This window comes from Ktedonobacteraceae bacterium, from assembly GCA_035653615.1.
Lineage (GTDB): Bacteria > Chloroflexota > Ktedonobacteria > Ktedonobacterales > Ktedonobacteraceae > DASRBN01.
Window position 1 is genome coordinate 65135 of the sequence record DASRBN010000035.1, and the last position, 25517, is coordinate 90651.

General features: G+C 58.6%; 25 protein-coding genes and 1 pseudogene. 13 read left to right on the top strand and 13 right to left on the bottom strand.

The features are described from left to right. Window position 1 precedes the first annotated feature (1 nt). From VFA09_19945 to VFA09_19980, 8 genes are all read right to left on the bottom strand, one after another. A complete protein-coding gene (locus tag VFA09_19945; protein ID HZU69556.1) occupies window positions 2–2290 on the bottom strand; it encodes a CocE/NonD family hydrolase in 2289 nt (762 codons plus the stop codon). Window positions 2291–2592: 302 nt separating this feature from the next. Further along, entirely contained in the window at window positions 2593–3141 is a 549-nt protein-coding gene (locus tag VFA09_19950; GenBank protein ID HZU69557.1) for a nuclear transport factor 2 family protein, read from the bottom strand. Between the two features lie 123 nt (window positions 3142–3264). Continuing rightward, on the bottom strand, window positions 3265–4173 hold the full coding sequence (locus tag VFA09_19955; protein ID HZU69558.1) for a fumarylacetoacetate hydrolase family protein: 909 nt from the start codon (window positions 4171–4173) through the stop codon (window positions 3265–3267). Between the two features lie 29 nt (window positions 4174–4202). Beyond that, window positions 4203–4544, bottom strand: coding sequence for a cupin domain-containing protein (locus VFA09_19960; protein HZU69559.1), 342 nt, complete (start codon window positions 4542–4544; stop codon window positions 4203–4205). After that, window positions 4541–6163, bottom strand: coding sequence for a bifunctional 3-(3-hydroxy-phenyl)propionate/3-hydroxycinnamic acid hydroxylase (locus VFA09_19965; GenBank protein HZU69560.1), 1623 nt, complete (start codon window positions 6161–6163; stop codon window positions 4541–4543). The genes VFA09_19960 and VFA09_19965 overlap by 4 nt, the downstream gene beginning before the upstream one ends. 292 nt (window positions 6164–6455) lie before the next feature. Beyond that, window positions 6456–7721, bottom strand: a complete 1266-nt coding sequence (locus VFA09_19970) for an acyl-CoA dehydrogenase family protein (protein ID HZU69561.1) — start codon at window positions 7719–7721, stop codon at window positions 6456–6458. A gap of 22 nt (window positions 7722–7743) precedes the next feature. Next, window positions 7744–10053 (bottom strand): CocE/NonD family hydrolase, encoded by a 2310-nt coding sequence (locus VFA09_19975; protein ID HZU69562.1) that lies wholly within the window; start codon window positions 10051–10053, stop codon window positions 7744–7746. A 140-nt stretch (window positions 10054–10193) separates the two neighbouring features. Then, window positions 10194–10715 (bottom strand): nuclear transport factor 2 family protein, encoded by a 522-nt coding sequence (locus VFA09_19980; GenBank protein ID HZU69563.1) that lies wholly within the window; start codon window positions 10713–10715, stop codon window positions 10194–10196. 271 nt (window positions 10716–10986) lie between these two features. On the opposite strand from VFA09_19980, the gene VFA09_19985 reads away from it, so the two are divergent. The 3 genes and pseudogenes from VFA09_19985 (at window position 10987) to VFA09_19995 (ending at window position 12872) form a co-directional block, all read left to right on the top strand. Further along, complete coding sequence (locus VFA09_19985; protein ID HZU69564.1) at window positions 10987–12120, top strand: flavin reductase family protein; 1134 nt, start codon at window positions 10987–10989, stop codon at window positions 12118–12120. A gap of 61 nt (window positions 12121–12181) precedes the next feature. Continuing rightward, window positions 12182–12592, top strand: a pseudogene (locus VFA09_19990) (CoA transferase). Between the two features lie 55 nt (window positions 12593–12647). Then, window positions 12648–12872: a CoA transferase gene (locus VFA09_19995; protein ID HZU69565.1), complete on the top strand. Its 225-nt coding sequence runs from the start codon at window positions 12648–12650 to the stop codon at window positions 12870–12872. 875 nt (window positions 12873–13747) lie between these two features. Here VFA09_19995 and VFA09_20000 read toward each other — a convergent pair. From VFA09_20000 to VFA09_20010, 3 genes are all read right to left on the bottom strand, one after another. Next, window positions 13748–14842, bottom strand: coding sequence for an amidohydrolase family protein (locus tag VFA09_20000; GenBank protein HZU69566.1), 1095 nt, complete (start codon window positions 14840–14842; stop codon window positions 13748–13750). Between the two features lie 219 nt (window positions 14843–15061). Next, complete coding sequence (locus tag VFA09_20005; GenBank protein ID HZU69567.1) at window positions 15062–15511, bottom strand: hypothetical protein; 450 nt, start codon at window positions 15509–15511, stop codon at window positions 15062–15064. 76 nt (window positions 15512–15587) lie between these two features. After that, a complete protein-coding gene (locus tag VFA09_20010) occupies window positions 15588–16295 on the bottom strand; it encodes a GntR family transcriptional regulator (protein ID HZU69568.1) in 708 nt (235 codons plus the stop codon). Window positions 16296–16448: 153 nt separating this feature from the next. On the opposite strand from VFA09_20010, the gene VFA09_20015 reads away from it, so the two are divergent. The 9 genes from VFA09_20015 to VFA09_20055 all read left to right on the top strand — a co-directional run bounded on the left by VFA09_20015 (window position 16449) and on the right by VFA09_20055 (window position 24266). After that, window positions 16449–17333 (top strand): alpha/beta hydrolase, encoded by an 885-nt coding sequence (locus tag VFA09_20015; protein ID HZU69569.1) that lies wholly within the window; start codon window positions 16449–16451, stop codon window positions 17331–17333. 14 nt (window positions 17334–17347) lie between these two features. After that, window positions 17348–18271 (top strand): fumarylacetoacetate hydrolase family protein, encoded by a 924-nt coding sequence (locus VFA09_20020; protein ID HZU69570.1) that lies wholly within the window; start codon window positions 17348–17350, stop codon window positions 18269–18271. Between the two features lie 85 nt (window positions 18272–18356). Further along, window positions 18357–18977 carry a VOC family protein gene (locus VFA09_20025; protein ID HZU69571.1) on the top strand — a complete coding sequence of 207 codons (621 nt, stop codon included), beginning with the start codon at window positions 18357–18359 and terminating at the stop codon, window positions 18975–18977. Window positions 18978–19104: 127 nt separating this feature from the next. After that, entirely contained in the window at window positions 19105–19602 is a 498-nt protein-coding gene (locus tag VFA09_20030; GenBank protein ID HZU69572.1) for a pyridoxamine 5'-phosphate oxidase family protein, read from the top strand. A 79-nt stretch (window positions 19603–19681) separates the two neighbouring features. Beyond that, entirely contained in the window at window positions 19682–20041 is a 360-nt protein-coding gene (locus VFA09_20035) for a YciI family protein (GenBank protein HZU69573.1), read from the top strand. A gap of 57 nt (window positions 20042–20098) precedes the next feature. Continuing rightward, window positions 20099–20461, top strand: coding sequence for a DoxX family protein (locus VFA09_20040; GenBank protein ID HZU69574.1), 363 nt, complete (start codon window positions 20099–20101; stop codon window positions 20459–20461). 7 nt (window positions 20462–20468) lie between these two features. Further along, a complete protein-coding gene (locus VFA09_20045) occupies window positions 20469–21449 on the top strand; it encodes an amidohydrolase family protein (protein ID HZU69575.1) in 981 nt (326 codons plus the stop codon). A gap of 16 nt (window positions 21450–21465) precedes the next feature. Next, window positions 21466–23100 carry an FAD-dependent monooxygenase gene (locus VFA09_20050; GenBank protein HZU69576.1) on the top strand — a complete coding sequence of 545 codons (1635 nt, stop codon included), beginning with the start codon at window positions 21466–21468 and terminating at the stop codon, window positions 23098–23100. A gap of 161 nt (window positions 23101–23261) precedes the next feature. Beyond that, window positions 23262–24266, top strand: coding sequence for an amidohydrolase family protein (locus VFA09_20055; protein HZU69577.1), 1005 nt, complete (start codon window positions 23262–23264; stop codon window positions 24264–24266). 94 nt (window positions 24267–24360) lie between these two features. Here the strand turns inward: VFA09_20055 and VFA09_20060 are convergent, their stop codons facing one another. Further along, the gene (locus tag VFA09_20060) at window positions 24361–24633 is read right to left on the bottom strand and encodes an alpha/beta hydrolase fold domain-containing protein (GenBank protein ID HZU69578.1); all 273 of its coding nucleotides are present in this window, start codon (window positions 24631–24633) and stop codon (window positions 24361–24363) included. A gap of 175 nt (window positions 24634–24808) precedes the next feature. Continuing rightward, entirely contained in the window at window positions 24809–25387 is a 579-nt protein-coding gene (locus tag VFA09_20065; GenBank protein ID HZU69579.1) for a TetR/AcrR family transcriptional regulator, read from the bottom strand. Between VFA09_20065 and VFA09_20070 the strand changes: the two genes are divergently transcribed. Beyond that, complete coding sequence (locus VFA09_20070) at window positions 25304–25510, top strand: hypothetical protein (protein ID HZU69580.1); 207 nt, start codon at window positions 25304–25306, stop codon at window positions 25508–25510. The two genes, VFA09_20065 and VFA09_20070, sit on opposite strands and share 84 nt — an antisense overlap. Window positions 25511–25517: the final 7 nt, after the last annotated feature.

Genomic DNA, 25517 nt, shown 5'->3' on the forward strand with positions numbered 1-25517 from the left:
TCTAGGAACCTGCGGAATGCGGAATAAGGGTCGGGAGGACAGGAAGCTGCACGTAGGTGACATGCCCCGGACCTGTGTACACGGTGTTGGTCGCGCCGTCGTGATAGCTCGGGTCATAGGCGTGATGCATGCCGTGAGCAACGCCGTCGTATGGCTGGATGTCGACCCGGATGCGCTGTCCCTTTCGAATGAGCCCCGTGTTGGGTATGAGTTCGATTTCCACCTGCACGAGTTCGCCGGGCGCCAATGGCGCGTAGTCGGCCTTGCGATGCGTGTGCTTTGGGCTGTACTCCGTCGATCGCTCGAGATCTAGCGTGCGATGGGATACCTTCAGCCATCCCTTCATCAGCGGGGTCGGCCGGTCGCCGAAGCCCATCGTTGTGAAGCCTGTGTAGTCAACCTCTCGACCGTCTTCATTGACCGCGCGAACCGACACGTAGATATCCATGTCCGCAGTACTCGAAGACACCCACATCCCAGCCTTGCCGTACCCGGCGAGTACCGTATCCTCGCCGAGCGGCTCGCTGATGAACGAGATGCCAGTGACCTGTGGATTTGACTCAGGCGACTCCGGGTCGAGACGTATGGCTGCGCCGACGCCGGGCGGAAGAAGCCGCACTTCCGCAGAATAGCTCCGCTGTCGCTCGACCGAGGGCTCCGACCTCGACAGGCGCAGGAAGTCGGAGCGGGCGTCGGTTCCGGCCCATTCCGCCGAAGTCGCGTCGAGATACCACCTGGTGTAGTTCGTGCGCGCAACCGGCCATTCGTTCTCCTGAAGCACGAACGACGCACCGTTACCGGTGCGGATCTCTAGCCGCACCGGCGGAACATCCATTATTCCGTTGTCGATCCCTTTTAACCAGTGATCGAAGAACGCTTTGTGGCTCGCGAATGTTTCGGTCGCGTAGGCTTTTTGGAACCAGTCCTCCCAGAAGTCGAGCTTCTTGTTCGGGGTCGGCGTGCTCAGGTACGCCCCGCTGCCGCCGAGCTGGTGAAAGTGAGCGACGTGCGTGGTAGCCGCCACAGCCCACAGCGGAACATCCACTCCGCTCAAATCGGGGCTCATGAACACTTTCGCACGCGGGCCGAACACGCTTTCTGGATCGGAATCACGGAAGGGCGAGTGCTTCAGCGTGGTGATGAAGTCGGCGACGTCCGGCTCACCGACGATCGCGGGCATCAGCCCGGAAGCCTTCCAGATCGACCAGAACTGCTCGTTGAAAATCCCTCCGTTGTAGGCGACCTCTTCATAGAGATCGACATCGGTTCCGATAGCGATCATGGCCTTCAGGTGCTGCGGATGCAGACTGGCCGCACCATGCTGGCTCATTGCGAGATACGACATACCCCATGTACCGACAGCTCCGTTCGACCAGGGCTGCTCCCCTGCCCACTCGATCGAGTCGCGCAACGCTTCGGCACCGGCGATTCCCCACGGAGCGAGCTGTCCCGGGCTCTTGCCCGACCCCGGCATGTCCACCCGAACGACGGCATAGCCGTTGGGCACCCAGTCGGCCGTGTTGACCGTCTCGTGGTTCTCGAACTGGAGGCCGGCTGAGTTCCCGAAGAAGTAGTCCTCCTCCATCTGCTCGTGCTTCTCGAGGTCGTCCGCCGTCTCGATGGAGTGGTGATTGAATGCCTTGCCGTAGGGCCCGCAACTGACAATCACCGGATAGTTGCCCGGCGTCGCAGGTCGGAAGACGTCTGCGAGAACATACTCGCCGTTCTGCAGCGGGATTTTCACATCGCGGAAGCGGAGGATTCCCATCACGTTTCGCCTGAGTTCATTACGCACGTTCGCTGGGGTACAGAGCTCACGCCGGGTGCCATCGGTGAACACTCCCGAGTTATTGAGGTCGTCAAGGAGTTCGAGAACGACCTGATCCTGGGTGAACTGCTGCACTTTATCGACTACTGTCGTAGCCTCATAGTTGGCATCGTGACGGAAGTTCAATCTTCGGTCGCCGATGATCTCGTGGACTTCGGGCGCGATGTCTGTGCCGTTGTCCCGGATACCGCTGCGCCCAAGCGAGAAGACCAGGCGAGCGATGTTTGTGACGCCGGGATCTCTGAGTTTGTTGATATTGCCATCAACGCGCGCGACGATGTCTGCGAGAGTCACGCGGGGTCGTCCCGTTACGTTCCCGATCGCCGTGTTTCCGACCAGGAACGCGACGCGTTCACCGTCCTCATACTGAAACTCTCCTCTCTCGTTTGTCAGACCGCTGTGCGTGGGCGTTTCGTATTTCAGGCCGGCGATCGGCCCAGCCATAACACCTGTCTTCGTCATGTCATTCTCCAAGTCGTCATTCACTGGTGGTCGTTGGTCGAAGTGCTGAGCGCATGCCTGCACCTGCGGTCGCCCGCGACTTCACTCACGGTAGTTGCCTCAAGGGCAGGATCCGTCCTGAACTTCGGGCGCGCCTATGAACGGCGTTCAAGCACGCTCATGGATGAAGGACCGGCCTCGACGCCTGTGAGTGCTCGTCCAAGGTTCTCCGCCCAGGTGTCCAGGTTGTTCGCCGCGTGCAGGCTGCAGTTCTACGATTCGCGCGATGATCTCTTCGGCTCGGGGCTGTGCGATGTCCGTGCTCATGGCCAGTCCTCTCTCGAGATGGGTGTCCCTGTGAAACCTGCGACTGGCTCGACGCTGGGGTCCGATCCGTCGCGACCGAGCGCCGACGCGTCGGGATGATCATCGAACCAGCCTTCCGCAGGATAGCGGTACATCCACCCGGTGGCAAGCTTGCGCCGTGCTATGCGCCAGACGCCGTCACGCTGCTCGAATCGATCGAGATAGCGCGCCCAGAGCTTGACGATCTCGCCCTTCCACTGATGCACTTCTGATCCCTGGTGATCCGCGTTCAGGTACGTCTCGACGTGGGCGATGGTCGGTCCGTCAAATTCGATGAGACTGTTGCCAAGAAAGTGCATGGTTCTCACGAACCGCGGCATCTCTCCCGACAGGAATTTGACGAAGCCGTCGACGGAGCCAATGTGCAGGCTTGCGGGGAACTGAATCCAGGCGTCCGGATGAAATACGCTGCGTACCAGGTCCATGTCCATGCGGTCCAGACCCCGGCAGTACCGCAGGAGCGCGTCGTGAATCTCAACGCGAGCGCTCAATTCTTCAAGGTTCATCGGTGGTTCCCCCTTCCAGCTAGTCGGACGCCGCAGACATCGAGAACGAAGATCGTGAAAACAGGCGTCGAAACGTCGTCTATGTCGTCAGGTCGGTCGCCAGGGCGAGCGAGATATGCACGTCTATATGCCATGATTTGCTCCAGTCGGTCGTGAGTTGGATGTGAGGCTCACCGAGTCAGCGGTGAGCCGACGATGTGTGTTGTCAACGATGTGATTGGTGAGAATTCCAAGTCGCTCGATCTCGACTTCAACGACATCGCCGGGGTGCAGCAACCACGGCGGCGTTCGCGCGTAGCCGACACCGGACGGCGTACCGGTTGCGAGGAGATCGCCTCGATGGATCGTGAAGCTTTTGGAAATGTGGGCCAGAGTCTCACCAACTCCGTAGATCATCTGCGCGGTGTTTCCCTGCTGCACGACCTCACCATTCACGCGTGTTTCGATCTGAAGTCCGTCCCTGAGGTCGCCGACCTCCGCGACGGGTACCATCGGCCCGATCGGGCCTGATCGGTCGCCGTTTTTCCCCATAATCCATTGCGACGTTGCCTTCTGTGCTCGTCGCGCTGTGACGTCATTGAAGGTCGAGTAACCGACCACAGCAGCGAGAGCCTCTTCGGCAGTGGCGTCAACCAGTGGCGCCCCGATCCAGGCGACGACCTCGCCTTCCCAGTCGAGGCCTTCTTCGTTGGAGGGAACAGGAATTTTGGCACCGTCGACACTCAACGACGCCGGCCACCGCGCGAACAGGGTGGGGATCTCGGGCAATTGCGTGTCCCGGTACGTGCCCTCATTTACATGGTCAAGATAATTGAGGCCCACGCAAAGGACTCGGGCGCTTTTGACGACCGGAGGGACAAGCTCGACATGCTCGACCTGAAACGTGGGTCCAGTGGGGCCAGCAGCGATAAACGCGTGCGGGGACGCCCAAAAATCTTCGACCTCTGCAAAGACCACGACCTCGGTGCCGTTCGAGCTGAGAGCACCGACGAGAACAGTTCCATCATCCTGTTTGAGGCCAACGATCCGCATATTCTCTCCATTCCTCATATGTTCAATGCCTACCTCTTCGCTCGAATGACGAGCATGCTGGCCGGCAGGTTTGTGCGGTTCTCGACGGTACGCAGCGTGCCGGCCGTAAAGTGGACCGAGTCGTATGCGCCAAGTGTTTCTTCGACCCCGTCGCTCGCCATCACGAGTTGCCCGGAAAGGACGACATACACTGTTTCGGCCTCCTGCGGCGCGAGTTGTGCCGTTCCACCGGGCAGGTAATGGGATAGCACGATGGTGAAGTCTGTTGTAGGAGTGGATGCTCCCCCTTGCAGGCGCACCGGTCCGACACCGTCATGCCCGACCGGATTGAACGGCTCGGCATCAGCAATCCTCGTCACACGCATGGTCATGGTAGTGTACCTTTCTCGATGGGTTTATTCGTGTCCGTAACAGCGACGCCCAGAGCGTTGCGTAGATCGCCGAGAAGGCGCGCGGCATCCTGTGCATCGCCAGTTCCATAGATATAGAAGTCGGGTCGCGCGAGCAGGAGACTGCAGCCGTGGGCTTCGAACCATGCGCGGTATGCGCCGTCGATGTCGCGAACCCCGCCGTCGACGTCGAGCGCGGTAGCCGTGCCGCCGAGGTCTTCAAACCACGTGCGGAGTTCTGCCGAAACGTCCACCATCGGTTCTGCATCCAGCCCGATGAGTTGCCACGCGCCACCCACGACATCGTCGAAGAGCCCGACGATCCCGTTAGCTTCGACCCGAGCCTGAACGGACAGCCGGCCAGCGTTGTCGTCGCCTGCTTCGGTGATCGAGGGCTGACCGAGTCGCGGGTGGGGTGGCTCGACGGTGACTGCCTCGGGGTCGTTCAGCTCGGCGCGCATGTCTGCATCGCGCTTGGCTGCTCTAAGTGGATCGAGTTCGCAGATTATCTTGCCAAGTGCGACGGCTCCCGCAATGATCTCTTGTACATGGCCGCCACGCTCTGTGCCGTACGAGTCGAGGATCGACTCGGACGCTCGACCGGACTCGACTAAGGACAACCGCCAGGCGAGCGAACTCGCATCACGAAGTCCCGAACACAGGCCCTGCCCGAGAAACGGTGGCATCAAGTGGGCGGAATCTCCAGCGAGAAAAATGCGGCCCCGGCGCCACTCCCGCGCCCACCGGCCGCGGAAGGTATAGACGGCATGGCGCTCAAGACGCGCGTTTTCGGGTGTCACCCCCCATGGCTCCATCAGTTTCCACGCAGTCTCCATTCGTCCTAGCTCGTCAGCCGAGACATCCGCTCGACGCATGAACTCGAAGCGTCGCCGACCAGGGCCGCTGTTGACCGCCGTCGCCGGCTGGACCGGATCGCAATACTGCGTGACAAACGCATCCCACTGTCGGTGATCGAGCGGCTGATAATCGACGACGAGCCAGTCCGCCTCGAATCCCGTGTCGACGCTTTCGATTCCAGCGAGCTCGCGAACGACGCTGTTGGCGCCGTCGGCACCGATGAGCCAGTGACCCCGCAACGAATCATGCCGTGAATGATCGTTGGTGCGGAACACGGTCAGCGTGATCGAGCCCTCATCCTGGTCGATGGCAGTGGCAGACCATCCTCGACGGATCTCCACCGATGGCAGGGCGTGTGCCATCGACTCGAGTACCGCCTCGAGGTCGGGCTGGTAGAACCCGTTGACGTTCGCCCAGCCGGACTCTGCCGGTCGGTTCCAGTTGATCGCGCGAAGGAGCTCACCTTCCCCATTGCGAATCTGGTAGCCACCCCGTTCTCCGCGCGACGGTTCGAACAAATCGGCATGCTCACGCATGACCCCGGCCGCCTGCAGGATACGAAGAGCCTCGTGGTCGATCGTGCATGCCCGTGGCATCGGATAGCGCGACGGCCATTTCTCGACGACTGTCACGTGCCATCCCTCACGTCCGAGGAGAATTGCCGTCACCAGACCAACCGGGCCCGCGCCCACAACGAGGAAGTCGATCAGGCCGGACGTCTCATCAAAGTACGGTGCATTCATAGGACTGCCATCTCCTCCCTACGGCCCCGTCTCGCAACGTGACCGCGACATCCTTCTCGAAGACGATGTCGGCGGCAGCGACTCGAATGGCGGCGCGCCCTGGTAAGTCGCCTCAAGCGTACTGGCGCCCGGCTCGAACGTGGTCAGAACGCTGGATCTCGCCGTCCGCAGAGGACTGGACGGAATGGAGATCTTCTTGTCGTCGGTCATGGCACTTCCTACTTTCTGTCGATCCGAGGGTCGGTTCTCGCGTCGTTGCGAGCGTACGGCTTTACGGTGAGAAACTCAACAATCATTGAGTTATCTCAGGTGCCGGCGCAAACCGGTCGAGCGTGGTGATGCCCGCGACCAGATGCGGCTGAATGCCGGCCATCAGGCGCCCGTAGTTTTCGGACAGCGCCTCGAGGTTGAGGGCCCCATGAAGCGTGATGATCCGCGCATCGCGCCAGGATCGCTGGATCGGCTCGAAGTCCATGATCGCGGTGGACCCCGAGTTGCGCTGCAGCAGTTCGATCGCCTCGGCGCACCACTTGGCCGCGTATGCCGTCTCGACGAGAACCCTGGCGCTGAACCGTTGCATGTACTCGGGGGCCGCCGGTGTGCCTGCGGCAGCGAGTTCACCGAGCCTGTCGGTCTCCTCGGCATTGGCACGCGTCATCAGCGTCGCGGACTGGATCTTGGAGTGGACCTCAGCGAGCATCAGATGCGTGAGTGGTGCCTCGAGTTGGTTCTTGTAGGTGGTCCCCCTGATGGAGCGTCCGTTCGAGCGCTCGAGAAAACGCTCGAGGGCGCCCTGCGCAATGCCGATCGACATGCCCGCCATCAGGCTGAATGACCAGCCGAGAGAGGGAGCCTTCCAGAGTGAGCCGGCAAGGCCACTGTCAATCGCGCCTGACGTGATCTGCCGGAAGTCGACTCCTCGATAGTCGGGGACGAGCAACTCATCGCCCTTCAGCACGACTGAGACACTTCCGGTGCCACGCATGCCAGCGACGTGCCAGTCGTCGAGGAATTTCAGTTCGTCGCGCGGCACCTGCACGGCGACCAGGTAGGTTCCGTCGGCGTCTTCGGCGATGCACCCGAGGTTGGTGAAGGGCGCCCACAGCGACCCGGTCGCGAACGTCCACGGGCCGCCGGTGATGATCCAGCCGTCATCAACTCGCTTGGCACGACCTCGGGATGCCGGGAAGTGGCTCGATCCGGCAACGCGCGGTCCGACCCATTCCGGTGCGAAGACCTCCTCGAGTACGCGCGAACCCGATCCGGCAAGGATCCAGTCGGTCGAGGCGCCCGCCCAGACGACCCATCCGCACGACCCGTCCCATTTCGAGACTTCGATCACCACGTCGAGTTGCTCCCTGACGGAGAGCTCGTCACCGCCGAACTCGGCCGGGCTTGCAATATTGAAGGCACCGGTAGCGTCAAGGTCGGCGATGGTCTCGTCAGAGAGTCTGGTAGCGCGTTCTGCTTCGGGGGCGCGCGCGCGCAGGGTCGGTCCGATGGCGCGCACTTTCTCGAGGATCGTCGCAAGCCGGTCGGCGGAGTCGGGGGTCGTCATGATTCTCAATTCCTCTCCTCTCTTAGTTCTGCGGCACAATGGGCAGCTGCACGTAGCTGGGGTGGTTAGGTCCGGTATAGATGGTATTCGTCGCTCCGGCGTGGTAGTTCTCGTCGTACGCACGAGACGGGATTCCGGCCGGCGAATAGGGTTGGATGTCGACCCTCAGCCGGCAGCCCTTTCGGATCACCGCGCTACTCGGGTTGAGGCCGACCTCGACGTACACGACTTCGCCATCTCTGAGCGGCTGGTAGTCCGCCTTGAGGTGCGTCTGCACCGGCCAGTACGCCGTCGACCGCTCATCGTCCAGCTTGCGATGCGACACCTTGAGCAGGCCATGCCCGACCGGATGGATGTTGGCCGGATCGATCGGGGGCACGAGGGACTCGTAGCGTATCTCGCGATCGTGCTCGTCGAGCACTCGGAGCGACACGTAGACATCCATGTCGCTGCTCGTCGAAGACACCCACAAGCCTGCCTTCATGTAGCCGACGAGCACCATATCTTCCGTCATCGGCTCGCTGATGAACGAGACGCCAGTAGACCAACGCGGAGTTCCACCGATGTAGCCGGTCGGTGCCGGGATGGGATGCCCGCGGTCCAGTGAAGCGTCATAGCTCGCGGATGCCTCGACGGTCGGAATGCTCGTGCCGATTCGAAGGAAGTCGTCACGTCGATCATCACCTGTCCAGTCGGATGGCGTCGCATCGAGATACCACCGCAGATACGTCGTGCGGGCAAGCGGCCACTCCTGTTCTTCGAGAAGGTAGTGGCCACCGTTTCCGGTGCGGACCTGCACCAGCACCGGCGCGCCATCCATCACACCGTTGTCTTCGCCCTTCAGCCAGTGGTCGAAGAAGCGCTGATGATCGGCAATCGTCGAGTTCTTATAGCTGTGCGGAAACCACGCGTCGACGAAGTCGAACTTCTTCGACTGCACCCCGGTCGAGTGGATGAACGTCTCGCTGCTGCCGAGCTGATGGATGACGACCCCGGTCTGCGGGCCGACGATCCAGACTGGCGCGATCGCTTTTTCGATCTCAGGACACATGAAGATCGACCCTCGTGGGCCGTATGCCTCGGGGTCGTTGAACGGAGTGGCCAGCATACGGGAAAACCAGTCGGTCTCCTGCCGCTGCTCAGTGTTATAGTTGTGGCCGGTCATCGCCATGCGCCACCATGCCCAGAATCCTTCTCCGTAGAGGCCTCCTCCATAGAAGGCCTCGTTGTACAGGTCAGAGTCGGTGCCGATGGCGATCATCGCTTTGAGGTGTGGCGGCTGCAGGCTCGCGACGGCGTGCTGGGTGATTGCAAGGTACGACATCCCCCACAGTCCGACGTTGCCGTTGGACCAGGGTTGAGTGCCAGCCCACTCGATGGCGTCGTAATAGTCCTCGGCCTGCTGCACGCTAAACGGCGCTTGCAGCCCTGGGCTGTTGCCGACGCCGCGAGCGTCGACCCGGATGCAGACGTATCCCTTTGGCACCCAGACCGACGAGTCGACACTCTCGTGGTTCTCGTACTGCAGGCCGTCCGGATTGCCCGTGAAGTAGCGGTCCTCGATCTCCTCCTTCTGCTGGGCCTCCTCGTCGCTACCGATGACGCCGTGGTCGAAGCTCTTACCGTAGAACCCCTGGTTCATGATGACCGGATGCTGGCCGTCGTCGGCGGGCAGGAAGATGTCGGCGCACACATATGACCCGTCTCGCAACGGGATCCGGACATCCGTGAGCTTGACGATGCCGCGGATGTTCCGGCGGAGTTCGTTGCGGGCCGCAGCACCATTGCGCAGTCTGCGCGGGGTGTTCGCGGTGAACGCACCGGGTGTCGCATTGAGTGTCGCCAACAGGCCCGTCACTGCAGGGTCGCTGGCGAACGTGATCATCTGGTCAGTCGAGAACGCGACCATGGCCGCTGTGCCCTCTGAGCCGTGCGCGGCACCGTCGACCTCTGCGGCATCCGTCGCGGCCTGGTTGAAGTTGAGAACGATCGGTCCGATTAGATCGTGCATGATTGGCGCGATCGTGATGCCGTTCTCGAAGTCGCCGTCCTCGTCCAGTGTCTGTACGAACCTGGCGAGGTTGGTCACCATTGGGTCGTGAAGCCGATCGACCTTGCCGTCTGCACGCTTGACCAACTGCGCCAGGTTCACGCGCGGTGCGCCATCGATGGATCCCAGCACGAGGCCGCCGATCGAGAACGTGACACATTCGCCCGCTCTGTACTGGAACTCGCCACGGTCGTTGGTGATGCCGCTTCTCGTCGGGGTCTCGAACCGCAGTCCGCGGATCGGGCCGGCGAACACTCCGGTTTGCGTGTCGGTCGTGCTCATTCATTTCTCACTTTCGTGGGGCGGCGAGGGCAGCACCACGTACTTCACGTGCGGCTCCAGTGCCGACGACGATGAAATCGACGAGGCCCGTCGATTCCCCGCTTCGCGACGTGTTCATAACGTTTTCTTTCGCGCCTGGGCTATTTGCCCTGGAGCGCCTTGAGGAAACTGAGATCCCCGGCCTCGGCAAACGAGTGCAGCACCTTCACGTTCATGTCGGGGTTGTGCTCGTTGTGCTGTTCGGGAACTTTCGGGTTACCAGTCCAGCCCTGGAGTCGGCAGACGCGGCGCTTGATGCGCCAGCCCTGCTCAGTGCGTACGAGGTCGTCGTCGTACCAGCCCGTGCCGGTCCAGGTCGGGCCGCCCTCGGCCGCTGCGCGTATGAGCAACCAGTTGCCGTAGCTGAAGGCGTGGGCGGTGTCCCCGTCGACTACGACGAGATGGCCCATTATGGTGTGCTGATGGCTGTCGAGCCTGGAGTGGAATTCCGCGAATGAGGCTTTGAAGATATTGAGGCCGTTCCAGCCGGCTCCGGCCGGACCGAACACCGCGACGACGTCTTCGGTGAAGACGCGGTCGAACAGGTCCCACTGGTGGGTGTCGAGTGCGAAGGCATAGAGATTGAGGATCTCGATGATCTCGGCTTTGTCGTCGTTGGTCATATGTGTAGTCCTCGTCTTTGGGAGAGCGGCCGGGCCGGAATTAAAACATCCGAACCTTTCGGATATTTACGATTATACTCTGTGGCTTCTCGCTTGTCAAGATGGCGTTTTCCCTCATCTAAAATGCGGTCACATTTTCATTTGACTTGACACGGACGGCCTATTTATCGTTTTATTCAATCATAACCGTTGACATGTTTAGGAAGAATTGGTTTGCTTCAAAAGTTGGGCGACAGAACCGCTGCTCAGCACTATGTCTAATGGAGGTCGCATGTCCAAAGATATTGATCCCGCGCTCTTCCGCGAAACACTGGGTCACTATCCGACCGGTGTCGCCGCCGTCACTGCAGTGGCAGGCGACGGCAAGCCCGTCGGAATGATTGTCGGCACCTTCTCGTCGGTTTCTATGGATCCCCCGCTGATCGCCTTTTACTCCATGCGCAGTTCGCGGAGCTTCGCGCAGGTTCAAACCGCTGCCGCTTTCTGCGTGAATGTCCTGGCGTCCGATCAGGAACCGTTCTGCCGCCGATTTGCAACTGCGGGCGACTCCAAGTTCGACGGCGTCGCCTGGAGACCGGGCCCCCTTGGTTCGCCGATCCTCGCTGGTGCAGTGTCGTGGATCGAATGCACCTTCGAAGATGTTCGGGAAGCTGGTGATCACTACATCGTGCTCGGACGCGTGCGCGACCTGGCCGTCGAGCGGTCCACGCTGCCGCTGCTCTTCTTCCAGGGGGGATATGGAAAGTTCTCGCCAGGGTCCTTCATCGCCGCGCCGGATCCCGAGTTGATCCAGGCCTGCCATGCCGCCGAAACGATGCGTATCCAAGTCGAAGAGTTCAGCGTCGAGGTCGGCGTCAACTGCAGCGTCTTAGCGAGAATCCGCTGGGACGCGGTGCAAGTCCTGGCCGCGAATCATGCGCCGATCGTAGAACCCTTCCCGCTTGGTCATCGCCAACCGATCATCCCGCCATTCGGTGCGGTCTTCATGGTGAACGCTTCAGACTCCGATATAGACGAATGGTTGGGGCGTGCACCGGACCTCAGCGACGAACGTCGCGCTCTCAACCGCTCCCATCTCGAGCGAGTTCGTGAGTGCGGCTATTCGCTGCTCGCGGCTGGGTCGGAGGTGCTGCAGCGTCATCAGGCCGCGCTGTCAGCCTTCGAACAGTCCGACCGCCTCCCTCGGCAGCAGCGCGTTGTGCAACAAGTCACGTCAGATCTGGCCAACTTCCTCTTCACCGACCTCGTCGCCGGTGAACACTATGACCTCGCGAACATTGTCGTCGTCGTCGCGCCCAAAGAGGGGAGACCCCCAATGGCCTTACGCATGACAGGCTTGCCGACCGGCGCCTCGACGGGGCAGATCGAATCATGGATAGACAGGATGAAGCAGATCGCCGCATGATCAAACCACTCGAGGGAATCAGGGTAGTCGACCTTAGCCGTGCTCTGGCGGACCGTACTGCACGGCACTGCTGGCTGACATGGGCGCCGAGATTATAAAGGTCGAACGTCTGAACGGGGGCGACATCGCACGCTAGTGGCCGCCCGTCCAAAATGACCATAGCCTGTACTTCGGCTCCGTGAATCGCAACAAGCGATCGGTGTGCATCGACCTCTACTCGGCGGAAGGGCGCGCGATCCTCGAAAAGCTGATTGTGGGATCCGATGTCCTCGTAGAGAACTTCAAACTCGGCACACTCGAGAAGCTAGGACTCACCACCGAGCGACTCGAGCAACTGCATCCCCAACTCGTCGTGGGATCTGTCAATAGCTTCGGCATCACCGGACCGCTCAAGGACGATGCGGGCCTCGACCAGGTCATCCAGGGGATGTCGAGGCTCATATCGGTAACGCGTTCAGGAGCCGATACGTAGCGTGTCGTGTGCCGATCGTGGACATCACCTCTGAGATGATCTGCGCGTTCGGATCGTGTCGGCGTTAGTGGGGTGCAGCACCGGTAATGCGGTCAGCCACCTCAGCACATCGCTGCTCGAAACAGCACTCAACCTCTCAGTGTTCCAGGGACAGCGTGCATTCAGCCTCAGCGTTGACCCCACACCACAGGGCACCAACCACCCGACAATCGCACCCTACGGCACATTCACGACCGCGGGCGAACCGATCAACATCGCGGTTGGCAACGACAAACAGTGATGCACTTTGCTCTTGACGTTTACAGGTAAGTATGCTTTTGGAGCTTGTTTCCGGTGGCAGCCTCAGCTGAGCAGGAAGCGCGGCTTCTTCTCCAGCATGTTCCCCTGTGCGTATATGCAACACAGCCCTCTTCATTGAGAGCAAGGGAAGAGGAAAAAGACATGCCCAAGCCTCCTTTAAGGGCTTGGGCATGATCGCGGAACCGACCGGAACCGACGGGCTACGACTACGCTGTCACCAATTTTATACCTCTTCCAATTACCCTCATCTCCCCTTTCCCTGAAGCTCCAAAAAGTCCTTTCAGAAGTTGATGTCCCGCCTGTCGTTGAGACGCAGCGACGACCTGGCCCCAAAGACATTCCCTACGGTATTCCAGAGGATGAATGGCAACTTGTCCTTGCACGAGTGGCGAACCATGAGTCCTATCGCACCATTGCGAAAGATTACAACATCTCACGAGAAACCATCCGCCGTTTAGTCCAGGCAGCAAAACAGGCAAGCTGAAAATCGGGCTGAACAGGAAGTGGAAACTTTTGCCGCAGGTGCATCATACCACGGTTTAAGTCGCTATTGACACAATCCTGGTTGTACGTCGTTGAGATCCGTTGGTTTGAGGTCTGGATTACCCAAAAATATATTCATGCTTGTCTGTTCTCCTTTCTGTTTTCCCCAACAGAGTACCCTATGGCAATGCGTGCAGAAGCCCACTCCAGTTCATGAGCTCGCCGCTAGGCGAGAACACGAGGCAGTGACTCTGCATGCGTCGCTGTCACTGCGAGATGTTGCTCCGCCGATGTGTGCAGCAGCCAGGCAACCTACAGGGCCGGGATCAAGGCGGGACTCAATCAGTGTATGGTTACCGAAAATTCGACTGCCTAGCGAACTTGCACTCCTGCCACCCAGACCCCACGAATAGCACGGGTGGCAGCAATATCCTGGGTCGGGTCTCCCTCGATGAGCAGCAGATCAGCCCGGCGACCAGGCTCAATGGCACCTCGATCTGTGAAGCCAAAGTATGCAGCCGGCAGGACTGTGGCAGAACGCAGTGCTTCCACAGCCGTCAGCCCTGCCTCGACAAGCAACCCTAATTCATCATGCAGTGCTTTCCCGTGTTGAATCTGTGCGGGCGAAACAGATCCTTGATTTGCATCCGTTCCGGCCAGGATGGTGACGCCTGCCCGGCGGAACGCTGTCACTGTCGATCGCGCGTGGGCATAATCGACGCTGGAACCAGCATGGGTTGGGAGGCGTGCTGCGATGCTTGCCACGGCACGCATCATCACTAACGTCGGCACCGACACGATGCCTCGCTTCGCAATTGAGGACGCCAGAATGTCGTCAACCTCCGCATCGATGGGGGCATGTGTGAGAATGTCTACTCCTGCCTCCGCAGCGATGGTGAATGCAGCTAAGGTGGTGACATGCGCGATCGCTTTCAGACCCGCCTGGTGAGCGGCCTCGACCAGCGCCGTGATGGTTGCCACGTCAAGCGCAGCGGGACCCATTCTGGCAGGGTCTTCAACAATCACTTTGATATAATCCGCACCCTCCGCAACGCGTTCAGCCACAAAGCGATTCGCATCGGCTGGGCCTGCCACTGCACTCGAAGCAGGGAAGCCCATGCGAGTTGTCTGCATCCCTCCTGGTGCGCTCGCTGGATTTCCAGCACCACGAATATCGGCTAACCCGTGTCGATGACGCAGTGAATCGGTCACTGCCATCGATGGCGAAGCCATATCGAGCATCGTTGTACAGCCCCAGTATGTCCCTTGCTCGAGTTCAGCGACATTCCTCAGATGGACATGGGAGTCGATGAGGCCAGGCAGCAGCGTTCCATGCCGCCCATCAACGATGGTGTCAGCCGTCGTGGCAGCAGAGATGATGCCATGGTCAATGACCACCGTGCGTTCTCCGGTCAAGGCGTTGCCGTCAAACACGTTGACATTCGTAATGGCGATTATTTCAGACATAGGTATATTTCCCTTCTTTTCTGCTTTTTTTCGTCCTCACTTATCTCTTTCAACTCCTGTGAATGCTGTGTTTGGCTCCTTATGATCTCATATACTGCTTCACTTTCTCTCGAACAATCTGTGTCATTTCTTCCGGCATCGTAAGATGGGGAGAGTGGGAACTGTTTATCCAGGTGACTGAACGATTTCCGCGTGCGGCGGTAGTTTGATTAGCAGCCGTCAACCAGGAAGGCGTCCACGTCCCAATGGTGAAGTCGAAAAGCCAGCATTTTCAATGGGTGTATCCGCCTGTAATGGAGCTTCATGAACAATGCCATTTCTGAGAATATCTGCGTGGAACCTGGCCAGCGCGAGAACTGCCTGTCTTCCCGAACTCACACCAAATGCCGAAACAGGCGTTTCTACAGGAACTTGTTGAGCAAGGGAGGCGATATCATCGGAAAATAATTCTGGTGTTACTGGACGAGGATGGGGATCAGGTGAGCGTGATCCACCACGAGGATCGAAAGTCAAAACGGTGAACTCATCGGATAGATATGCCATCATCTTCTCATCCGGACCGCAATCATTGCTCCCATCGGGGACAAGCACAACGGTTGGACCTTGACCCATCATTTCGCAATGGAAATCCATGCCATTCGCGTGCGTCGTAAACGTCTTGATTTCCATCACGTTCACCTCTCTCAGCATGTCCTTCTTGCATTCCAGGGATGTGAATAACCTCAGTGAATACGTCTGAGGACTATCATCTTGCCTCTTCCGCTTTCCCTCCCTGTTCAAGCAGTTTCGTGACATGAGCGATAGTCTGTTGCATATGCTGGCGCACCGCATTGGCAGCACGAACCGGATCGTTCGTCTGGCAGGCAGCCAGAATCTCGCGGTGTTCCGCGTCGAGGCGCTCTGCATCCCTGGGAACATCGGCTGCGGCATAGAGATGGTTGTAGGCAAGCGAGGCATTGCGCAGTTCTTCAATCATCGTGACTAGCCGCGAACGTCCCCCAAGTCGATACAAGCGCAAGTGGAACTGTTGATTCAGCTCGACATAGCGAACGGCATTGCTGGTGGTGAGCATCTCATCGAGGAGGGCAATAAGTGGAGGAGCATCCTGCGCCTGGAAGTGTTCGGCAGCTTTCTCGGCGGCCAGCATCTCCAGTGCCATGCGAATTTCATAATGCTCGATGAGATCCTGAATGGTTGGCAAGAACACGGTGACTCCCCGGTGGGGGTCAATTTGCACCAGGCCGTCACTTTGCAGCAGTCCAAACGCCTCGCGGACGGGAGTCGTACTGACCCCAAAGCGTTGCGCGATCTCATTCTGGCGCAACCGGGTGCCTGCGGCAAGCTGCCCAGTGACGATTTCCTCACGCAGAGCAGTCGCAATCTGCTCCGGCATCGTGATTTTTGTGAGGATAGTCGGTTGGCTACCCTTTCCCGTATGTGCCGTCACGTTCATACCTGTTGTTCTCTCCCCTTGACAAATATATGAAACATTATACATAATATATCATATTTTAACGTGCTTTGTCTAGATGCGAAGCATTGGTTTATCCCCGGTTCTTGCTGAGATAGGCCAATCGTTGAGCGGAACATGAAGAAAGGAACAACTATGGCAAGTCGCTCTGTCAGCGTAGATGCTGGGAACGTGAAGCTTTCAGGACGCTTCCTTCCAGCGACCAATGGCCAGCCAGGCGCGCTTCTGGTTGCACTGCATGGTGGAACCTACTCGAGTAAATATTTTGATACCGCTCCGTCCCGGTTACTCGAGTTGTGCGCTTCACTCGGCTATTCGATCCTGGCGCTTGACCGACCTGGGTATGGGACAGCTACTTCTGTTCCACAGGACCACCTTTCGTTCGATGGCCAGATTCCCATCTTGCGGCAGGCGCTTGCGGAGATTTGGGATGACTATGGCCAGCAATCCGCAGGGATGTTTGTGATTGGGCATTCCATCGGGGGGATGATTGCCTTACTGCTCGCGGCAGAAAACCCGCATGAACGTCTGCTCGGCCTGAATATGACTGGCTCGGGAGCTATTTATCAAACTCGGACAAGTGCAGCATTTGCAACGTTGATGAATGACGCACCGACCGTGGTGATGGATCAATCGATTAAAGTTGCTGTCATGTACGGACCGCCGTGGTCCTATCCAGAGGAACTGGCGAAGTTGGACCCAGAACGGGACGTTCCTTGTCCCATGCCAGAGTTCAAAGAAGCACAAAAATGGGGCGCACGTCTTCCACAGGTTGCGGCGTCCGTGCGAGTTCCTGTCCAGTTCATTGTTCCGGAATATGATGGCATTTGGCGTGGTGATCAGGAGGCACTCAGCCACGTGGCCGCGATGTTTACTGCCGCGCCTTTTGTCGATGTGGGGATACAGCGCATGGCGGGCCATTCGGCAGAGTTGCATACGCTGGCCCGCGCATTCTACATGAAGATACTCGCTTTTGTCGAGGAGTGCATCTTGTACCATCAAAATCGAGCGAGCATGTAGAAAGGAATATCATCATGCAACTGGTGAGTTACCGGCCTCATGCTGGTACGGATGAAGCCTGGCGCGCAGGCGTGGAACACAAGGGCCTTGTGGCAGATGTCGTCCCCCTCTGGCATGGGAATAGCCATGAGGTGACGACGAGACAACTGCTCGCGGCTGGACCAGCGGTCATAGAGAGCGTCTTCAAACAGGCCCGCGAGATACTCGCTGCTGGTTCTGAGACATCAGGAGTGTTCCAGGTGGCATCTGTTGAACTTGGACCGCCGGTACCCGATCCCGATAAGATTATCTGTATCGGCGTCAATTATGCCGATCATGCCAGTGAAGCTGGATTGGCACAGACATCTGTACCCCTCTTCTTCGCCAAATTCCGTAACAGCTTAACCGGTCCGACCAGCCCGATCCTCTTACCCCGTGTGAGCAGTCAGATCGATTATGAAGGAGAATTAGCGGTCATCAGCGGAACGCGCTGTAAAGACGTTTCTGAGCAGGAGGCCCTCTCGTATGTGGCTGGCTATACCATCATGAACGATGTGAGCGCGCGTGACCTGCAAATGCAGACGAGCCAGTACATAGCGGGCAAGGCACTCGACACCTTCGCGCCGATGGGGCCTGGGATCGTGCTGGCATCTGCTATTCCCGATCCCCGGGCGCTTCTGTTGACCACTAGAGTCAATGGACAGGAGGTACAACACGCCAGCACGGCCAGCATGATCTTTTCCGTGGCGGCCATCATCTCGTTTCTCAGCTCCCTCATGGCGCTGGAGCCTGGAGATATCATTGCGACAGGGACGCCATCAGGAGTGGGATTCAAGCGTACGCCGCCCCTCTTTTTACAGCATGGAGATGTCGTGGAAGTCGAGATCGAAGGCATTGGTCAGCTACGCAATTCTGTTGTGGGTACGCGGACGGAAGCAGGAGCAGAGCGAGAGAAGTAGCACAAAAAAGAGGGAATTCTATCTGGAGAGATGCGTCCTATGGAAGGGGTGTCTCTCATCTGAACACCATGAGAGGAGAAAAGGAATGTCACACGCATCTGAAGACACGACCATTATTCGGCCCACGTTACACCACTTCAACCTGAAGACATCACGCCTTCACGAGATGATTGCGTGGTACGGTACCGTGGTGGGCATGACATCAAACTATACGTTTCCCGGTGGGGCCTGGCTCACCAATGACGAGGCCAATCATCGCCTGGCGTTACTGGTCTCACCGGTGTTGACCGATGACCCTGACAAGCTGATGCACAACGGCTTTCATCATAGCGCCTTCGAGTACCCGTCGATGGGGGATCTGCTCGACACCTACTCGCGTCTGAAGGCCATAGGCATTGTGCCACACGCCAGCCTCGATCATGGCCTGACTACCTCCTTCTACTATGTGGATCCCGACGGCAACAGTGTCGAACTGCAAGCCGACAATTTTGGGAGCTGGCGGGAGTCCAGCGAATGGATACGTACCTCGCCGCAATTCGCCGCCAACCCCATTGGGATGCCCATCGATCCTGATCAGATGGTGGCCGCACGCCAGGCTGGAGCCTCCTTCGCCGAACTGCACGAGCGGGCCTACAGCGGTGAGTTCCAGCCCTCTCGTCCTCAGGATTTGCGTGTGCCGCTAGGCGATCCACACTCTCCCATGTAGTTGTAGGGACGTGCGGAGGGTGCCCATAGAGTGTCACTCCTTTGAAAGGAGTGAAACACGGGACACGCGTGCGGACAAACATGTCGGAGGAAAACACCTCCAGGAAAACTCTAAAAAGGAAAGATGGATGAATCAAGAGCAACGCATCGCGTTTGTTCATGCTCATCGAACAGCCATTTACGGCTTCAATCGTAAAAATGATGGCCCGGCGATGTCGGTCGTGTACTACCTGATGGATGGCGACGATATCCTCATCTCTACAATGGAAGGTCGAGGCAAGGCCAAAGCGATTCGACGCAATCCAAAGGTTTCTCTCTGTGTGCTCGACGAGCAATGGCCGCTCACCTATCTGCAAGTCTATGGCGAGGCGACGATTGATGCAACCGTCGATACCGACCTTGAAAAAGTGACAGACTTGTTGATGCGGATTCTCGGCTTGATGGCTGGAAAGCCTATGCCGGAGTCGGTACGCGAGCAGACAAGACACTTGGCACTTGCTGAGCGACGTGTCCAACTGCGTGTGCAGCCGTATGCCACCTTTGAGTCACCTCCCCGTCATGTCTACTCGTCAGAGGATGTTGCAGGTCTTACACATGACCTTGGGCAGCATTTGCTGTGGAAGTGAACAGGAAGCGCGTGTCTGTTGTTATGATCCATGCGGTTTCGAAGCCAATGGCGTTCTCTTCAATTCGAATGGAGGCAGTATGCACATGTTCGTTCTCATCTCTCGTTTCCAGAAGCCGTTTGAGGAGGTGAACCGCTCCTTCGCAGCGCACAGCGCGTGGGTACAACGGAACTACGAATCTGGGCGATTTCTGGTCTCTGGACGGCGTGAACCCCTCATCGGGGGCATCATCGTGGCACGAGCAACCAGTGAACAGGAACTGCGTGAGGTTCTGACCACCGATCCCTACCAACAGCAGGGGCTGGCTGAGTACGAGATCTTTGCCTTCGAGGCCACCGATTTCCCTAAGCGCAGTAGCGCGTTTGACACCTTTGCTTCAAAGCCGTTGCGTGAACCTCCACCTGTACAGGAGACAGGAAGTTCACATACACACGAATGAGATCATTGATTTGATCAGGCAAGGGATGGATGGCATCCCGTTGAAAGGAACACCACTATGATACGAACCGTCACACACCTGCTTCTCTCGGGTATCTACATTATTAACGGATGGGGGGCCTTTAGTAAGCCCGGTGGACGGCCCAAGTTGGTTGCTGCGGCAGGTATCCCACAACCAGAGCGGGCCGTGGTACTCAACGCTGCTGTCATGATCGTTGCTGGTTTCCTGCTCGGCCTGGGCATCACACCTCGGCTCGCTGCGGCCCTTCTGCTCGGCAGCATGATTCCAACCACGATTGTGGGACATGCCTTTTGGAAGGAAGAGCCAGGACCACAGCGCCAGAATCAAGAGACCCAGTTTCTGAAAAATCTGAGCATGATCGGCGGGTTGCTGATGGTTCTCACGGAAAAGGGCAAGTAAAAAGAAGATGAAAATCATTGCCCTTGAAGAGCGCTTTGAGCTTGCGACGATCAAGAAGGTGGTAGCGAAATTTCTTCCAGGGGCCCAAGATACCGCTCAGTTAGCGTCGTATAGTCCACCCACAGCCCAACTCGAAGAACTGGGCGCTGGTCGCTTGAAAGCTATGGATGCCATGGGCGTCGATGTCCAGGTTCTTTCGTATCCTTCCTCGGGAATACCCATGGTTCCAGCAGCGGAGGCCGTTCCTCTCGCGCGAGAGGCCAATGACCAACTCGCGGCAGCCATTGTTGCCCACCCTGACCGTTTTGTCGGCATGGCGACCTTACCGATGCCTGATCCGGAGGCCGCCGAATTAGAGCGATGTGTGAACACCCTGGGTTTCAGAGGAGCGATGATCGCCGGGCAGACCAATGGTCGTTTTCTCGATGATTCCTCGTTTCGTCCCATGCTCGAAACAGCCGCTGCCCTCGATGTTCCCGTATATCTGCATCCTGCCATCCCGGTCAGAGCCGTGTGGGATGTGTACTATGCTGGATTTGATCCTGCTGTCAGCGGAAGCTTTGCCACATTCGGGTGGGGATGGCATCTGGACACGCGTATTCATGCGCAGCGCATGATTCTGGGTGGCGTCTTTGATCGCTATCCCAGCTTACAACTCATTCTCGGTCACTGGGAAGAAATGATCCCGTTCTTCCTGGCTCGCTTTGATGAGATCTTAACCCCGGTCGCCAAACAGTTGCAAAGGCCTGTCGCGGACTACTTCGTCCAGCAGATGTATGCAACTCCCAGCGGGATGTTTACGCTTCCCCCGTTCTTGCTCACCCTCCAGATCATGGGGGCAGATCGCATCATGTATTCCGTCGATTATCCCTATATTGCGGGCAATCAAGCCAGAGCGTTTCTGGAGAATGCCTCGGTCAGTCCAGCCGACAGAGAAAAAATCGCGCATGGGAATGCCGAAAAGGTGCTCAAACTTGCGCCTATGTGATGTGAGGAGTTGTACCATGACGGCGAGAGAAACCAGAGACAGCAGTCAAGATATTCCTCAGGAGACGCAAGTCCTCATCGTTGGAGGAGGCCCTGTTGGACTCAGCGCAGCCGTCGAGCTGGGGCAGCGAGGCGTGCAGTGCGTGATCGTGGAGCCGCGGTTGTCTGTCTCGCGGCTCAGACCCCGTGCTAAGACGACCAGTGTGCGCACAATGGAGCATTTTCGCAGATGGGGACTGGCCCAGCGCATTCGTGAGGCGGCGCCGCTCAAGGTCGACTGGTCGCAGGACATCGTCTTCTGCACGACCCTGCTCGGCCACGAGGTGATGCGCTTCAGCAACTGCCTCGGTCTTTCACGAGAGCGAACCGAGGAGTTCGCAGAGGCGGGGCAGCAGATCGCCCAGCCCCTGGTCGAAGAGGTGTTGCGAGAGGCCGTGAGCAATTTGGAGCCGTGTCACCTTTGCCTGGGCTGGTCGCTGCACGCTCTTCAGCAGCATGACGACGAGGTACATGCGACCATCGCGAGCGAGCAAGGCGAACAGCGGCGGGTCAGAGCATTCTACGTCCTGGGGTGTGACGGAGCTCGCAGCATCGTTCGTAGGGCAATCGGAGTACACTATGAGGGTGCATCAGACCAGCGTCCGAACTTTGGCCTCGTCTTCCGCGCGCCGGGATTGGCCGAGCGGCAACCTCATGGCCCGGCGGTCCACTACTGGGTCCTCAATCCGGCCTGCCCTGGGGTACTGGGCCGGATGGATCTGGAGGATGTGTGGTGGGCCATCGCCAATGGCGTCCCTGCCGAGGTCGGTCAGTCCGATCCACATGCCTTGATTCGTGGTCTTGTCGGTACTGAGATCGAGGCTGAGGTCCTGGGGACCGACCCCTGGACGGCACGCATGTTGCTGGCGGACCGCTATCGCAACGGTCGGGCCTTCCTGGTTGGAGACGCCGCGCACCTCAATCCGCCCTGGGGAGGACACGGCTTTAATACGGGCATCGGCGATTCGGTGAACATCGGCTGGAAGCTGGCGGCAGTGATTGACGGCTGGGGAGGAGATGGACTGCTCGCTAGTTATGAAGCGGAGCGGAGACCCATCGCCGAGCGCACCATTCGGGAGGCGGTCGCGAATATGAGTGTGCTGGCCCCGGAACTGGGTAATCCTGAGTTGGACGCTCCGGGTCTCGTCGGTGAGCAAGCGCGGCACGCGGCCGCTCAAGTGATCCGGGCCACCAAAGACCGCGAGTTCCATAGCCTGGGACTCGTCCTGGGCTACCAATACGATGCCTCGCCGGTGATTGTGGATGACGGGACGCCTGTTCTTCCTGAAGGCCAGGCGTATGTGCCGACGGCCAGACCGGGAGCGCGGCTGCCGCACCTGTGGCTACCAGATGGAGCCTCCCTCTATGATCGGCTAGGCAATGGATTCTCGCTGCTGCGGCTCCGTGATGACGCCGATGTGGCTCCATTTATCGCGTCCGCTGCGGCCCGTCGTGTGCCGCTGACCGTTGTCGAGCTACGCGGACAGGCACTCGAAAGGCTCTACGAGGCTTCGCTGCTGCTTGTGCGACCTGATCAGCATGTGGCCTGGCGCGGAGTGTCCATTGATCGGCCAGGTGCAGATGCAATCATCGACCGAGTCCGTGGGGCCTGAGCACCCGGAGACCGCGACGCAGCTTCTGCAGTGAGCCACCTGCTGGATGCCCGCATTGCTGTCGGCGAAGCAAGGGTCAGCGTCTCCGCTCCTGAGCGTCCAATATTCGGGTCTGGATATGCTGACCCAAACCTATCAGTGAAGAAAGCAGGGAAACGCTTATGCCTCGACAAGAACAAGCCAAGATGATGCGCACCATCACAGTAGAAGAGCATTACGCGACTCCAGCCTTTCTAGAGGGCCCGGGGCGCTCTCTGAAAGAGCGGGCCCAGGGGCCTGAGACAAGAATGCGCGGGGTGCCTGAACTGCTCTGCGATCTTGACGAACGCCGCATTGCCAATATGGATGCGGCCGGAATCGATGTCCAGGTCCTCTCTCATACCGCTCCCGGTACAGAACAGCTCGATGCCACCGAGGCCATCACGCGCGCCCGCGAGATCAACGATTTCCTCGCGCAAGCGGTCAGCCGCCATCCAGACCGTCTCGCCGGGTTTGCGACGCTGCCAACTCCCGTCCCGGAAGCTGCTGCTGCTGAGCTAGAACGCACTGTGCACACCTATGGCTTCAAAGGAGCGGTTATCAATGGTCACGTCCGGGGGCGTTACCTGGACGATCCTTTTTTCTGGCCGATTCTGGAACGCGCCGAAGCTCTCCAGGTGGCGCTCTACCTCCACCCAACACAACCTCCACAAGCAGTGGTGGCCTCCTCCTATACCGGTAATTTCTCCCCGGTGATCGCGTCCGCTCTGGCAAACTCGTCCTGGGGCTGGCACATCGAAACGGCTCTTCACGTGCTGCGCATTGTACTCAGCGGCGCTTTTGATCGCTATCCAGACTTGCAAGTGATCATTGGTCACCTGGGTGAAGGGCTCCCGTTTATGATGCCAAGGCTTGAACTCACGTTGCCCCAACAGATAACAACCCTGGAACGCCCAATTGGAGCCTATCTCCGTGAAAATCTCCACTATAGCTTTAGTGGCTTTAATTTTCTTCCGCCCTTTTTGAATCTGTTGCTTGAGGTAGGCGTCAACCGCATTCTGTTCTCAGCCGATTATCCCTACGCTTCCATGACCCAGGCTCGCTCTTTCCTGGACCAACTTCCAGTAAGTCCCGCCGATCGAGAACAGATCGCCCATGGCAACGCGGAGCGCCTCCTGAAGCTGTGATCAGTGTCTGGCTACTACGAGTTGTACATACTAGCAGGGCCGTGAGGTCGTAAAGATCAAGCTGGTGAATCTCCCGTGCGACAAGCGGCGGCGCTTACTTCTGCTCTCCCGCCTGCGCTGTTTCGCGCTGCTCATTCACGCCCTGCAGGGCCATGAGGACCTCATCCCTCCACGCTCGCGCTGCCGCCATGACTTTGGTCATCGATGCAGACACATGGACATGACCTAGTTGCATAGAATACGTTACTGGCACTCCCGCTTGTTCAAGCCGCTTCGCATACGCCTCGCCATCGCCACGAAGCACATCGTACTCAGCTGTCATGATGAATGCTGGCGGCAGCTGTCGTTTGACACATAAATTCGCCAAAACGGGGAGATATGCGCCAGAAGGATAAATTGGCGAGGATATTGCGTCAGATTCTGACCCTCATTTGTCTCGATGTCCATTTGGGAATTCTATGGGTGGAATCAGGATACATCAATGAATGACCTGCTCTCTTGTCTCCGGGAGGATTCACTCACCGATGTATCAACATGTTCGCTCACGGAATTCCCAAATGTATATGAAGTTGACCAACCGTATCGAGGTACTGCTGGTGCTTCTTCTCTGGATCAGAAGGATCAGGTCGAGCGCTACCCCGGAGTCCCGCGATGAGCAACTCGACCATGCGGCGGGCGTCGTAGCGCGGGTCGAGGTCTCCGCCAACGCAGAGGCTGCCGATGCCACGCATCAGTTCATAGGCGTCAATATCGGCGCGGATCTCTCCGGCTTCTGCTGCGGCGGCGAGCAACTGAGCGCACACGGGCACGAGGCGGTCAAGGAAGTAGGCATGCAGCGCATCGAAGCTAGCGCTGTCTGATTGCAGGACCGCAGCAAGTCCATGCTTCGTGACCAGGAAATCAACGAAGAGGTTGACCCACTGACCGAGGGCCGCGTGCGGCGAGTCACTATTGGCCAGTAGGACCGGACCAGCCTCGGCGCAAGCTTCGACCTGATGGCGGTACACAGCCACCACGAGATCCGCTCGTGTCGGGAAGTGGCGGTAAATCGTCCCCATTCCGACGCCAGCAGCAGACGCGATGTCACGCACTGGCGCCTCGACACCGGACGTGACGAACACAGCAGCGGCTGCGGCGAGCAACGCCTGCTCGTTGCGCTGCGCGTCGGCCCGAATCTTGCGGGCTGGTTGCCTTGCTCCCTCGTCGTTGGTGGTCATCGCTTCCTTCCTCAAACCATAGCTTGACAAACGG

Bases quoted from the DNA above. Each gene is read 5' to 3' on its own strand.
- VFA09_19945 (HZU69556.1), bottom strand. From the start codon at position 2,290: ATGACGAAGACAGGTGTTATGGCTGGGCCGATCGCCGGCCTGAAATAC.
- VFA09_19950 (HZU69557.1), bottom strand. From the start codon at position 3,141: ATGAACCTTGAAGAATTGAGCGCTCGCGTTGAGATTCACGACGCGCTC.
- VFA09_20020 (HZU69570.1), top strand. From the start codon at position 17,348: ATGCAACTGGTGAGTTACCGGCCTCATGCTGGTACGGATGAAGCCTGG.
- VFA09_20000 (HZU69566.1), bottom strand. From the start codon at position 14,842: ATGTCTGAAATAATCGCCATTACGAATGTCAACGTGTTTGACGGCAAC.
- VFA09_20050 (HZU69576.1), top strand. From the start codon at position 21,466: ATGACGGCGAGAGAAACCAGAGACAGCAGTCAAGATATTCCTCAGGAG.
- VFA09_20010 (HZU69568.1), bottom strand. From the start codon at position 16,295: ATGAACGTGACGGCACATACGGGAAAGGGTAGCCAACCGACTATCCTC.
- VFA09_20035 (HZU69573.1), top strand. From the start codon at position 19,682: ATGCACATGTTCGTTCTCATCTCTCGTTTCCAGAAGCCGTTTGAGGAG.
- VFA09_19970 (HZU69561.1), bottom strand. From the start codon at position 7,721: ATGACGACCCCCGACTCCGCCGACCGGCTTGCGACGATCCTCGAGAAA.
- VFA09_20030 (HZU69572.1), top strand. From the start codon at position 19,105: ATGAATCAAGAGCAACGCATCGCGTTTGTTCATGCTCATCGAACAGCC.
- VFA09_20025 (HZU69571.1), top strand. From the start codon at position 18,357: ATGTCACACGCATCTGAAGACACGACCATTATTCGGCCCACGTTACAC.
- VFA09_19980 (HZU69563.1), bottom strand. From the start codon at position 10,715: ATGACCAACGACGACAAAGCCGAGATCATCGAGATCCTCAATCTCTAT.
- VFA09_19955 (HZU69558.1), bottom strand. From the start codon at position 4,173: ATGCGGATCGTTGGCCTCAAACAGGATGATGGAACTGTTCTCGTCGGT.
- VFA09_19985 (HZU69564.1), top strand. From the start codon at position 10,987: ATGTCCAAAGATATTGATCCCGCGCTCTTCCGCGAAACACTGGGTCAC.
- VFA09_19960 (HZU69559.1), bottom strand. From the start codon at position 4,544: ATGACCATGCGTGTGACGAGGATTGCTGATGCCGAGCCGTTCAATCCG.
- VFA09_19975 (HZU69562.1), bottom strand. From the start codon at position 10,053: ATGAGCACGACCGACACGCAAACCGGAGTGTTCGCCGGCCCGATCCGC.
- VFA09_19965 (HZU69560.1), bottom strand. From the start codon at position 6,163: ATGAATGCACCGTACTTTGATGAGACGTCCGGCCTGATCGACTTCCTC.
- VFA09_20045 (HZU69575.1), top strand. From the start codon at position 20,469: ATGAAAATCATTGCCCTTGAAGAGCGCTTTGAGCTTGCGACGATCAAG.
- VFA09_20040 (HZU69574.1), top strand. From the start codon at position 20,099: ATGATACGAACCGTCACACACCTGCTTCTCTCGGGTATCTACATTATT.
- VFA09_20005 (HZU69567.1), bottom strand. From the start codon at position 15,511: ATGGAAATCAAGACGTTTACGACGCACGCGAATGGCATGGATTTCCAT.
- VFA09_20055 (HZU69577.1), top strand. From the start codon at position 23,262: ATGCCTCGACAAGAACAAGCCAAGATGATGCGCACCATCACAGTAGAA.
- VFA09_20015 (HZU69569.1), top strand. From the start codon at position 16,449: ATGGCAAGTCGCTCTGTCAGCGTAGATGCTGGGAACGTGAAGCTTTCA.